Source organism: Streptomyces sp. NPDC001530, from assembly GCF_042894545.1.
Classification (GTDB): domain Bacteria; phylum Actinomycetota; class Actinomycetes; order Streptomycetales; family Streptomycetaceae; genus Streptomyces.
The window spans coordinates 134832-146503 of sequence record NZ_JBIAVS010000009.1 but is presented as its reverse complement, the minus strand read 5'-3'; the positions used below and the strand labels follow the sequence as shown (position 1 = coordinate 146503).

Here is an 11672-nt window from a genome sequence, read left to right as displayed (position 1 = left end):
TCGGCACATCATCGCCGCACCCCCCGCCCCTCTGACAAGCTCACGCCGCCCCAGCCCCAACCACCGTCCGTAATGCCCTGCTTGGGCCTGCCTGGCCTGCGTGGATGCGAGCTCGAACGGCTCGTGGGCAGACGGGTGGAGCGACCTTGGGGAGTGGAATTTGGGGAGAACGACCGTGCGTACGGCTATGGGGCGGCGACCGCCGCCGTCCTGGCCGTCACCACCGCGGTGCCCGCAGGGGCCGCATACGACACGAAGAGGCCACTGACCGGCAGTCAGGCCGAACTGACCGATGCGAACGGCAATTCGGTCGTCCAGGCTGTGACCCGGGTCTACGACGTGCGCCAGGCCCCGGTCACCCCGGCGCCGCCGGGCGGTTCTCCCGTGGAGGGTGGGACCGCCCGGCGGTTTCGTATCCCGTTCGGCATCCAACCCCTTGGCCGGTTTTTCCGGATGCCCCGTTTTCAACCGGCTCCCGCGGTGGACAATTAGGGGCATGAGCCAGCAGGGGGAGAAGCCGACCGGTCATGAGGACGACTGGTGGGGGCAGTTGTACGACGACTCCACCGAGGACACGGGGCCCGCGGCCGTGGCCGATTCCCTGGACGACCGGTTTGCGTCAGCCGCCGGGACGGTGGGGCAGGGGCCCGCCCGGCGACCGGACACGCCCGAGCCCGATGTCCCACCCCAGCCGGACCGGCCGCCCGCGGTCCCGTTCTCGTCTCCCGCTCCTGCTCCCAGTCCCGCTTCCGTTCCCGCCGTCGAGCCGGAGCAGCCTCCTGCCGTACCGGAGCAGCGTGGAGGTGGGTCCCCTTCCGTCGCCTGGCCCGGCGCGACACCGCGCGGTGAGGGCCCGACGCCGAGCCCCGGCCGGTGGGAAGGCGGTGACGCCCCCGGGCAGGGTGCCGACCCCGGCCCGCTCCAGCGCAGCGGCCTCTCCCGGCAACCCGCCCCCTGGGAGCCCCCGCCCGCCGAACCGCCGCCTCCCGCGACCTTCCCGCCCGGGCCGACACCGCCGGGGTTCCCCACGCGGCAGCCCGGGAACCGTCCGTCCACGGAGTCACCCGGCACGGCGGTGCCGGCGTCGAGGGCAGCCGCGGACACGCCACCGCCCCCCACATCGCCCCCTTCCGTGGGTCCCGGTGACACCGTGCCCCTCACCCCGTCCGACGCCCGGCCTCCGCGGCCGACCTCCGCACCGGAGGACACCCCGCCGTCCGCCGCGCAGGACGCCCCGCCCCGCGAACCCGCCCTCTCCGTGCCCCAACAGCCGCCCGCCGTCGACTACGTCGGCTCGGGCCCGCCCACCTACGACGCCGAACCGACCGCGCTGCCGCCCGCCGACCCGGACGACCTCGGCGACCTGGTCGCCGACACCGTGCTGGACGGGGCGCGTTGTGGGACGAGCACCCTGCGGGCGGCGTCCGTGCGCGGGGACTCCGGGCGGTACCGGGGCGAGCCGCGCCGGGACTCGCTGCTCACCGTCCGCTTCGGGACGGGGGAGCAGGCGCTGGTGCTGGTGGCGATGGCGACCGGCGCGCGGGCCACGCCGGGCGCGCACCGGGCGGCCGCCGAGGCGTGCCAGTGGATCGGGCGGGCGGTGGGCCGCAGCCACGCACAGCTCGCCGAGGACATCCGGGCCGCCCGGCGCGGGGACCTGAAGTCGGGGCTGCACCGGCTCACCGACCGCAGCCTCGGCAAGCTGCGGGCGAGCGCGGCCGAGCAGGGCATCGAACCCGAGGAGTACACCGCGAGCCTGCGCTGCCTGCTGCTGCCGGCCGACCCGGAGTGCCGTACGCGCGTCTTCTTCGGCGTCGGCGCGGGCGGTCTGTTCCGGCTGCGGGACGGCGAATGGCAGGACATCGAGCCGCGGGTCGCGGAGGCCACCGGCGAGGCCGTGGTCGGCTTCGGATCGCTGCCCCACGAGACCCCCGAGGGCGACCGGCTCACCATGGACCTGGGCATCACGACACCACCGAGCCCGTACCAACGCGCCCCCGCGCCGCCCCGCGACCCCTTCCGCTTCCGCGCCTCCATCGCCCGCCCGGGTGACACCCTCCTGCTCTGCACCAGCGGCCTGGCGGAGCCGCTGCGCGGCGAACCCGAACTGGCCGAACACCTGACGACGCGGTGGTCGACGGGGGAACCGCCCGGCCTCGCCGCGTTCCTCGCGGACACCCTGGTGCGGGTGAAGGGTTACGCCGACGATCGGACAGCTGCGGCCGTTTGGGAGGCGTAACCGCGCGCCCTGTGAATTCATGGACCCAACGGATCCAAGGATTGCGAAGAGGTGCGTGAAGCATGGCCAAGCAGAACGTCGCCGAACAGTTTGTCGACATCCTCGTCCGCGCGGGAGTCAAGCGCCTGTACGGAGTCGTCGGCGACAGCCTCAACCCGGTCGTCGACGCCATCCGGCGCAACGCGGCCATCGACTGGATCCACGTCCGGCACGAGGAGACCGCCGCCTTCGCCGCGGGCGCGGAGGCGCAGATCACCGGCAAGCTCACCGCCTGCGCCGGCTCCTGCGGTCCCGGCAACCTCCATCTCATCAACGGCCTCTACGACGCCCATCGCTCCATGGCCCCGGTCCTCGCCCTCGCCTCGCACATCCCCTCCAGCGAGATCGGCCTCGGCTATTTCCAGGAGACCCACCCCGACCAGCTCTTCCGCGAGTGCAGTCACTACAGCGAACTCATCTCCAGCCCCAAGCAGATGCCGAGGCTGCTGCAGACCGCCATCCAGCACGCGGTGGGGCTGAGCGGCGTGAGCGTCGTCTCCCTGCCCGGCGACATCGCCTCCCAGCCCGCCCCGGAGAAGGCCGTCGAGACCGCCCTCGTCACCTCGCGGCCCAGCGTCCGCCCCGGAGACGCCGAGATCGACAAGCTCGTCGCGCTGATCGACGAGGCGGAGAGGGTCACGCTCTTCTGCGGCAGCGGCACGGCGGGCGCGCACGCCGAGGTCATGGAGTTCGCCGGAAAGATCAAGTCCCCGGTCGGGCACGCACTGCGGGGCAAGGAGTGGATCCAGTACGACAACCCGTACGACGTCGGCATGAGCGGGCTGCTCGGCTACGGCGCCGCCTACGAGGCCACCAACGAGTGCGATCTGCTGATCCTGCTCGGCACCGACTTCCCGTACACCGCCTTCCTGCCCAACGACGTGAAGATCGCCCAGGTCGACGTCCGCCCCGAACACCTGGGCCGGCGCTCGAAGTTGGACCTAGCGGTCTGGGGCGATGTCAAGGAGACCCTGCGCTGCCTCACCCCGCGTGTGAAGCCCAAGGAGAACCGGCGCTTCCTCGACAAGATGCTGAAGAAACACGCCGACGCGCTCGAAGGCGTCGTCAAGGCGTACACGAGGAAGGTCGAGAAGCACATCCCGATCCACCCCGAGTACGTCGCCTCCGTGCTCGACGAACTCGCTGACGAGGACGCGGTGTTCACCGTCGACACCGGCATGTGCAACGTCTGGGCGGCCCGCTACATCTCGCCCAACGGCCGCCGCCGCGTCATCGGTTCGTTCTCGCACGGATCGATGGCGAACGCGCTGCCGATGGCGATCGGCGCCCAGTTCACCGACCGCGACCGGCAGGTCGTCTCGATGTCCGGCGACGGCGGTTTCTCCATGTTGATGGGCGACTTCCTCACCCTCGTCCAGTACGACCTGCCGGTGAAGGTCGTCCTCTTCAACAACTCCTCCCTGAGCATGGTCGAGTTGGAGATGCTGGTGTCCGGGCTGCCCTCGTACGGCACCACGAACAAGAACCCCGACTTCGCGGCCGTCGCCCGTGCCTGCGGGGCGTACGGCGTGCGCGTCGAGAAGCCCAAGCAGCTCGCCGGCGCCCTGAGGGACGCCTTCAAGCACAAGGGCCCGGCCCTCGTCGACATCGTCACCGACCCCAACGCCCTGTCCATCCCGCCGAAGATCAGCGCGGACATGGTGACGGGGTTCGCGCTGTCGGCGTCGAAGATCGTGCTCGACGGGGGCGTGGGCCGCATGGTGCAGATGGCCCGCTCCAATCTGCGGAACGTGCCGCGGCCCTAGCCTCGGCGACAGGGACATCGGCGGCAAGCAGCGCGCCCGGGCGCCCGCCGTCCTAGGCCGGCCGCAGCCGCAGCGTGAGGATCTGGAACGGCCGCAGCCAGAACTCCGACGGGGCCTCGTGCAGCGGCCGTTCCAGCAGGTCGGTCACCTCGGCCCGGGCCACCGGGAAGCCCGTGGTCAGCGTGGCCCGGGCGCGCCCGCCCCGGGACTCGTACAGCCGGACCACCACATCGCCCCCGCGGTCCTCGGCGAGCTTCACCGACTCGATGGTGACGGCCGGGTTGTCGACGCTCACCAGCGGTTCGAGCGACGGCGCCGTGGCCGACCGCAGCGGCAGGTTCAGGGCCAGCCCCTCCGCGACGGCGTCCCCCACGCCCGCGCCCGGCAACAGCGCGTAGGTGAACCGGTGCGTGCCCAGGTCCGTCTCCGGGTCCGGGCTGTGCGGGGCGCGCAGCAGCGTCAGCCGCAGGGTCGTGCCGAGCCCGTGCTCATGCGGTGTGCGGGTCACGTCATGGCCGTACGTCGAGTCGTTGAGCACCGCGACCCCGTACGACTCCTCCGCGACCCGCAGCCAGCGGTGCGCACAGATCTCGAAGCGGGCCGCGTCCCAGCCGGTGTTGGTGTGGGTGGGACGGTGCACGTGGCCGAACTGGATCTCGGCGGCGGAGCGTTCGGCGTGCACGTCGAGCGGGAATGCGGCCTTGAGCACCTTCTCCGACTCCTGCCAGTCGATGTCCGTCACGATGTCCAGCCGGCGGCTCGCGGCCGTCAGCCGGATCTCCTGGGTGACGCGGGACCTGCCGAAGGCGCGGACGACGCGGACGGTCGCCCGCAGCGGCCCGCTCTCGACGAGCTCGACCGACTCGGCGGCCGTCAGGTCCGTGTGCTTGCGCCGGTAGTGCCGGTCGATGTCCCAGGCGTCCCACGCGTTGGGGTGGTCCGGGTGCAGCTGGAGGAGGTTGCCGGGGCCGCTGAGCACTTCACGGTCGGCCACGCGGTCCCGGACGGAGGAGAGCAGCCCGTCGCGGTCCACCGTCGCCCGCAGCCACCGGTTCTCCAACAGGATGGTGTCACCGTTCTGTTCGGCCCGGACCTCCTCTCCGACAGCCGCTGATACCGCGCTGCTCCCCAGCCCCGGCACCGTCACCAGTTTGTCCCCGACCACCTCCGTGCGCGCGTACGGGGAGGCGTTCAGTACCGCGGGCGAGCCCGGCCCCAGCGCCCGTACCGCCGCCGTGGTGATCTCCTCCAGCTCCGCCAGCACCCGCGCGTAGGTCTCCCGCGCCTCCCGGTGCACCCACGCGATCGACGACCCCGGCAGGATGTCGTGGAACTGATGCAGCAGCACCGTCTTCCACAGCCGGTCGAGGGCGTCGTACGGGTAGGCGTACGACGGATCGCGTACGGCCGCCGCGGTGCACCACAACTCGGCCTCGCGCAAGGCGTGTTCGGATCGTCGGTTGCCCTGCTTCGTCTTGGCCTGAGTGGTGTACGTGGCCCGGTGCAGCTCCAGATACAGCTCGCCGGACCACACCGGTGCATGAGCCCCGTACTCCTCCTCGGCGGCAGCGAAGAACGCCGACGGCTTCTCGATCTCGACGCGCGGCGAGCCCTCCAGGGACCGCAACCGCCGTGCCTTCTCCAGCATGTCGCGGGTCGGACCGCCGCCGCCGTCGCCCCAGCCGAAGGGGACGAGGGAGCGGGTGGCGCGCCCCTTGTCGGCGAAGTTACGTTCCGCGTGGGCGAGTTCGCGGCCGTGGAACTGGGAGTTGTAGGTGTCCACGGGCGGGAAGTGGGTGAAGACACGGGTGCCGTCGATGCCCTCCCACCAGAAGGTGTGGTGGGGCATCTTGTTGGACTGGTTCCAGCTCAGTTTCTGGGTGAGGAACCAGCGGACGCCCGCGAGCTTCGCCAGCTGCGGGAAGGCGGCCGTGTAGCCGAAGGAGTCCGGCAGCCAGATCTCCTCGGTCTCGACGCCCAGTTCCTGTGCGAAGAACCGCTTGCCGTGGATGATCTGCCGGGCCAGTGCCTCGCCGCCCGGCATGTTGGCGTCCGACTCGACCCACATGGAGCCCACGGGGGCCCAATTCCCGTTCTCCACCGCCTTCTTGATGCGCTCCCAGATGTGCGGCTGGTGCTCCTTGACCCAGGCGTACTGCTGGGCCTGCGAACAGGCGAAGACCAGCTCCGGGTAGCCCTGGGCCAGCGCGGTGACGTTGGCGAAGGTGCGGGAGGCCTTGCGGACCGTCTCGCGCAGCGGCCACAGCCACGCCGAGTCGATGTGCGCGTGCCCGGCCGCCGAGATCCGGTGCGCGCTCGCCGAGGCCGGCCGGGCCAGGACGTCCGTCAGCTCGGCGCGGGCGGCGGCCGCCGTACCGGACACGTCGTGCAGATCGAGGGCGTCCAGCATGTTCTCGAGGGCCCGCAGGATCTCGTGCCGTCGCGGCCGGTCCGCGTCCAGCTCGTACATCAGCTCCGAAAGGACCTCGACGTCGATGACGAGACCCCAGACGTCCTCGTCGAGTACGGCGAGATCGGCAGCGGCGAATCGGTAGATGGGCCGATCGCCCGCGGTCAGCACGTCTCCGAGGAAGGTCGGTTCGAAGCCGTGCAGGACCGCCGGGTTGGCCGCCGCCTCAAGGAGCAGATGCACGGCCTCGCCTCCCCTCGCGGGCGACGCGACGGTCAGGTGCCGGTTGCGCGGGTGAATGCCCTTGAGGGGGACGCCGGCAGCGTCGTACAGGAGGCCCTCCGCCTGGAAACCGGGTCCGTCCCCCGTGAAGCCGGGGTCGATCACCACCTCCACCCGGCGGCCCGCCCACTCCTCGGGCACCCGGCCCTCGATCCGGAACCAACTCGTCGACCAGGGCTTTCCCCAGACCGTGCCGGTCGTGAAGGGCTCGTAGGCGCCCTGCAGTGCCTGGTCGACGGGCACCGGCTCGCCCGGCACATGCCACACGGACAGCACCAGCGGCATCCGGTCCGCGTACTGCGCGGGGCGCAGGAACTGCCGCAGCGCGCGCTCCAGGCGCGCCTCCACCAGCGAACGGTCATCGTGCACGGCGGCTCCTCGGCGCTCGGACGGCTCTGTCCAAAGTGTCACTTCCCCGCGGCGGAGTCGCGCATCCGTGACCGTGCGGCGGGTGGTTGACGATTCGACATGACTGTCGCGTGCCCGACGGGGCATGGATCCCCGTGAACGTGTTCGAGCAGGAGGGGAACCGACATCGGCGTGCAGGCGGGGGTCATGAAGAGGCAGGCACGAGGAGGTGGTCCGATGGCCATCGGGGCCTCCTCCGCGAAGGCAGTGGAGGAAGAGACCGACAAGACGACGGACCAGCCGGGTGACGCGCAGCTCCGGCGCAGGCTGGGACGGGCCGACCTGCGGGCGGTGCCCGAGGCCAGGAAAGCACTGAGGGAACTCTTACGGCACTGGGGGAAGCCGGGAAGGTCCGAGATAGCCGAGCTGCTGACCAGCGAGCTCGTCACCAACGCACTCGTTCACACCGACCACGACGCCGTCCTGACGGCCACCGTCGGACCCCACGGGCTCCGCGTGGAGGTGCGGGACTTCGTGGGACGCAGGCCCAGACTGCGGGTACCGAACGCCGACGACGGTACGCATGGCAGAGGCCTCGTTCTCGTCCAGTCCCTCGCCGACGCGTGGGGCGTACGGGCACACGGGGTGGGCAAGGCGGTGTGGTTCGAACTGGACGGCGGCGTGGTGTAAGAACACCACGCCGCCGTAGTCGTGTCCGGACCCGGCCGGTGAACCGGCCGGGGACCCCGGGCTTGAGCCCGATCCAGAACGCAGGCCTGAGCCTTGGCCTCGCCTCAGCCGAACTGCTGCTCGAGGTCCTTGAGCTTGCGCTCCAGGGAGTCGAGCCGCGGCAGGGCCATGGTGTCGTCCTCCGCGGTGAGGTCGACGGTGATCGGCTCAGTGCTCTTGCGGACGGGCGTAAGGGAGGGCCGCGAGCGTACGGGCAGCTGCTCCGCGGTCGATATGGCAGGCTCCGCGGTGGCCTGGGCGGGAGCGCGCTCCACGGTGGTCTCCAGCTGCTGCCGGGCGCCGCCCCGGCCGGGCAGGCCCCGGTGGCCGCGGCTGAGCGCCTTGAGGTGCGCCCGCTCGACCCGCTCCTCGTTCCGGCGGCGCAGTCGGTTCTGCTCCTTCTGACGCCGGTCCTCGCGCACCTCGTCCACGGCCTCGTCCAGCGTGCGGACGTTCTCCAGAAGCATCAGCGACCAGGCGCTGTACGTCTCACGGGGCGCGCGCAGCCAGCGGACGATACGGATCTGCGGCAGCGGACGCGGGACCAGGCCCTGCTCACGCAGTGCGGCACGGCGGGTCTGCTTCAGCGCGCGGTCGAACAGCACCGCGGCCGACAGTGACATGCCCGCGAAGAAGTGCGGGGCGCCCGCGTGGTCGATGCCCCGGGGGGCGTGCACCCAGTTGAACCAGGCCGCGGCACCCGCGAACGTCCACACGAGTATCCGGGAGCCGAGCGCCGCGTCACCGTGGCTGGCCTCGCGCACCGCGAGGACGGAGCAGAACATGGCCGCGCCGTCCAGGCCGAACGGGACGAGGTACTCCCAGCCGTCGGAGAGGCCGAGGTTCTGCTCGCCGAAGCCGACCAGGCCGTGGAAGGAGAGCGCTGCGGCGACCGCGGCACAGCAGAACAACAGCACGTAGGAAGCCGTGCCGTAGATGGCTTCCTTACGCCTGCGACGCTCCTCGCTGCGCTCCCACGAGTCGTCGCTGCTCGCGTTCTCCCCGGACCGCTTGCCGCGCGCGAGCACCGCCACCGCCGCCAGCAGTCCCAGGAGCAAAACGGCGCCCGGAAGCAGCCAGTTCAGCGATATGTCGGTCAGTCTCATCTGGGGTCCCTTGCATTGGGATAGGGCGTAACGCCCGCCATAGTGGCCCAATCCCGTCGGCCCTCAGGGGGTTTCGGGGCAAGAGGCCGCCAAGGGAGTGCAAGGGGATGCGCAGGGCGACATTCTGCTCGAACTTCCGTGCGAGGGCCGGGAGTTGAGTGCGAATAAGATTACCCGTACGGATGGTTCCACGGAAAGTTCCTGCGACAAGTGAGGAAGTTGTGAATCGCCTGTAACCGTGCGGGTGTGCCAGTCGCGAATGATCTTACGGGACCGGGGGTGGGCCTCGGCCTGAGGGTGCCTCAACTCAACGCCGTGGCCGTCAACTTGGCCACGCGATCCGCGTCGCAGGTGCGCGGGCACGTGACACACGTTTCTTCGGGGCGCAGGGTGTAGAAGAGGCAGCAGCTCGCCCGGTCGCGGGTGGGCAGCGACTCCCCGTTCGGACCCGTCAGTTCACGGAACGCGGCGGAACCGACGTACGGCCGGGTCGCCCCCGGCAGCAGCAGCTCCAGCTCGCGCATCGCGCGCCGCTCCTCGCCGAGCAGATGGGCGACGTACCAGAGGCCCTCGACGATCTCGTCGGTCGCCATGCCCCACAGGGCCCGGCCGCGCCGCCGCATGCGCGGGCCGAAGCCGCCGAGGACCGGCTCCAGGTGCTCGGCCACGGCGGCCCGCACCTGCGCCCGTAGCGCCTCCTCGTCAGGGACGACCCGGGCGCCGGGCAGGCCGGCCGCCGGATCGTCGGGCAGGCAGGCGAACGTGGTGACGCGGACGGCCATGCGCCCCAGGGTGCGCTGGTATGTGACGTGCTCCACAGGAAAGCGGGGCACGCGCCGCTGCAGGAACCAGGGAACGGTGATCAGCAGGCAGGCGGGCCAGGCGTACCGGTGCAGCCCAAAGGTGGCCACGACATCGGGCCGCGCCCGCTGTCCGTAGTCCCTCATCACCTGTGTCTCATCCCACGCCAGGAACGCGTCGAGGTCGGCCCCGCCCTCCGCGAGCCGGGCGGCGCAGACCCGGTCACCGTCCCGTGGGGCCGCCTCCCCGAGTCCCAGCTCGGTCACGCTCAGCCCCGGGAAAACCTCGGTCAGCCGGGCGTACGCGTCCGCGACGGCCGAGCGGGCCGGGCGCACGCCGGTGTCGGCCGGGGTGTCTGAGGGCAGGGTGGGGGCGGACATGCGGGGATCACCGCTTCACGATCGTTTACAGGTTAGGCTTACCTTACCTGCTGTTCGTGATGTTTGAACTGAGGCCATGTGCGCCTATCGTGCTTGACGGACGGGTAACAACCGCCGCAATGACCCCAAGTACCACCAAGCCCGGAGGAGGACCCCGTGGAGCAAGCCGGTCCGCGCAGCGCGCACGGCTCCGCCGGGGCCGGGGGCCCGGAGATTCGTACGGGGGCCGTCCGGGTGCCCGCACAGCCGCAGGCCGCGGACGTGAACCGGAAGCGGGGGCCCGCCGCCATGGACGCGGGTGCGGGTGCGGGTGCCGCGGCTCGTGGCGAGCACACGCACAGCGAGGCGCCCATCCCGCGGCCCCGCGTGGAGAGCGCGCGTCCCGTGGTCCAGCGGGCCTCGGTGCGCGGGCAGATCCTCGACGCCCTGCGCACCGCGCTCGTCGCGGGCGAGCTCGCGCCCGGAGAGGTGTACTCGGCGCCCGCGCTCGGTGAGCGGTTCGGGGTGTCCGCCACGCCCGTACGGGAGGCGATGCAGCAGCTCGCCCTGGAGGGCGCCGTCGAGGTCGTACCCAACCGGGGCTTCCGGGTCGTCGAGCGCGGCACGCGCGAACTGGCCGAACTCGCCGAGATCCGCGCCCTGATCGAGGTCCCGGTGATGCTGCGCCTCGCGCGCACCGTGCCCGCCGCCCGCTGGGCGGAGCTGCGCCCCGTCGCCGAGGCCACGGTCCGGGCCGCGTCCTCGGGCTGTCGCGCGACCTACGCCGAGTCCGACCGTGCCTTCCATCGCGCGGTGCTCGCCCTCGCCGGCAACGCCCAACTGGTCCAGATCGCGGAGGACCTGCACCGCCGCGCCCAGTGGCCCCTCGTCGGCGGCCCCGCAACCCGCGGCCGCGCCGACCTCGTGGCCGACGCCGCCGAACACACCGCCCTCCTGGACGCGTTGATCGCCCAGGACCTGCCGGTCGTGCAGTCGCTCGTAGGGGAGCACTTCGCCGGCGCGTGCTGAAGTCGCTTTGTCCTGCGCCCCCTTCGTCCTGCGTCCGCTTTGTCCTGCGTCCGCTTTGCCCTGAAGCCTGCGGTACGTGCTCTTCCGCTCGCCCGTGTCACGGATCCGTACGGTCCGCGCAACACACCCCGCCGCCGGGAACCCGGACCCGCCCCGCCCGCGTGCCTCCGTGTACACGGCGAGAGCCGGACCGAAAACCGGGGGAGAGACCGATGCCCGACCCGTCCTTCATGGCACAGCAACAGGCACAGCAGGCCGCCCAGCAGGCCCAGCAGATCCACCAGAACCACGTACGCCAGCATCGCCACATGCACGACATGGCCCGCGCCCACGGCCCTCACTCGGGCCCGCCCCCCATGCACCGCCCCATGTCCTACGGCGGCGGCCGTGGCGGCGGACTGCGCGGCTTCCTGACGCTCCTGGTGATCGTCGCGGTCGTCGTCTACGTGGCCCGCGACCCCGAACTCCGCACCAACGTGGCGACGTTCGCCCGGAACTTGTTGGCACACGTCCAGAGCGACTAGCCCCGTAAGGGCGCGGCGAACTGCGCGACCAGCCACGAAC

The 11672-nt window shown here is 71.6% G+C and carries 9 protein-coding genes; 6 read left to right on the top strand and 3 right to left on the bottom strand.

All coding sequences use genetic code 11. The annotated features are described in order from the left end of the window. Positions 1-153 precede the first annotated feature (153 nt). From ACFY0T_RS19900 to ACFY0T_RS19890, 3 genes are all read left to right on the top strand, one after another. Positions 154-492: a hypothetical protein gene (locus tag ACFY0T_RS19900; RefSeq protein ID WP_388871886.1), complete on the top strand. Its 339-nt coding sequence runs from the start codon at positions 154-156 to the stop codon at positions 490-492. Positions 493-496: 4 nt separating this feature from the next. After that, complete coding sequence (locus ACFY0T_RS19895) at positions 497-2239, top strand: protein phosphatase 2C domain-containing protein (RefSeq protein WP_388871883.1); 1743 nt, start codon at positions 497-499, stop codon at positions 2237-2239. Between the two features lie 62 nt (positions 2240-2301). Next, positions 2302-4044 carry a pyruvate dehydrogenase gene (locus tag ACFY0T_RS19890; RefSeq protein WP_388871880.1) on the top strand — a complete coding sequence of 581 codons (1743 nt, stop codon included), beginning with the start codon at positions 2302-2304 and terminating at the stop codon, positions 4042-4044. 52 nt (positions 4045-4096) lie between these two features. Here ACFY0T_RS19890 and ACFY0T_RS19885 read toward each other — a convergent pair whose 3' ends face one another. After that, a complete protein-coding gene (locus tag ACFY0T_RS19885) occupies positions 4097-7105 on the bottom strand; it encodes an alpha-mannosidase (RefSeq protein WP_388871878.1) in 3009 nt (1002 codons plus the stop codon). Between the two features lie 216 nt (positions 7106-7321). Between ACFY0T_RS19885 and ACFY0T_RS19880 the strand changes: the two genes are divergently transcribed. After that, a complete protein-coding gene (locus ACFY0T_RS19880) occupies positions 7322-7774 on the top strand; it encodes an ATP-binding protein (protein WP_388871875.1) in 453 nt (150 codons plus the stop codon). A 104-nt stretch (positions 7775-7878) separates the two neighbouring features. Here the strand turns inward: ACFY0T_RS19880 and ACFY0T_RS19875 are convergent, their stop codons facing one another. Beyond that, positions 7879-8919, bottom strand: a complete 1041-nt coding sequence (locus ACFY0T_RS19875) for a DUF2637 domain-containing protein (RefSeq protein WP_388871872.1) — start codon at positions 8917-8919, stop codon at positions 7879-7881. A gap of 302 nt (positions 8920-9221) precedes the next feature. Continuing rightward, on the bottom strand, positions 9222-10100 hold the full coding sequence (locus ACFY0T_RS19870; protein WP_388871869.1) for a (2Fe-2S)-binding protein: 879 nt from the start codon (positions 10098-10100) through the stop codon (positions 9222-9224). A gap of 156 nt (positions 10101-10256) precedes the next feature. On the opposite strand from ACFY0T_RS19870, the gene ACFY0T_RS19865 reads away from it, so the two are divergent. Next, positions 10257-11108: a GntR family transcriptional regulator gene (locus ACFY0T_RS19865; protein ID WP_388871866.1), complete on the top strand. Its 852-nt coding sequence runs from the start codon at positions 10257-10259 to the stop codon at positions 11106-11108. 212 nt (positions 11109-11320) lie between these two features. Then, entirely contained in the window at positions 11321-11632 is a 312-nt protein-coding gene (locus ACFY0T_RS19860) for a hypothetical protein (RefSeq protein WP_388871863.1), read from the top strand. Positions 11633-11672 lie beyond the last annotated feature (40 nt).

Bases quoted from the DNA above. Each gene is read 5' to 3' on its own strand.
- ACFY0T_RS19895 (WP_388871883.1), top strand. From the start codon at position 497: ATGAGCCAGCAGGGGGAGAAGCCGACCGGTCATGAGGACGACTGGTGG.
- ACFY0T_RS19890 (WP_388871880.1), top strand. From the start codon at position 2,302: ATGGCCAAGCAGAACGTCGCCGAACAGTTTGTCGACATCCTCGTCCGC.
- ACFY0T_RS19880 (WP_388871875.1), top strand. From the start codon at position 7,322: ATGGCCATCGGGGCCTCCTCCGCGAAGGCAGTGGAGGAAGAGACCGAC.
- ACFY0T_RS19875 (WP_388871872.1), bottom strand. From the start codon at position 8,919: ATGAGACTGACCGACATATCGCTGAACTGGCTGCTTCCGGGCGCCGTT.
- ACFY0T_RS19870 (WP_388871869.1), bottom strand. From the start codon at position 10,100: ATGTCCGCCCCCACCCTGCCCTCAGACACCCCGGCCGACACCGGCGTG.
- ACFY0T_RS19860 (WP_388871863.1), top strand. From the start codon at position 11,321: ATGCCCGACCCGTCCTTCATGGCACAGCAACAGGCACAGCAGGCCGCC.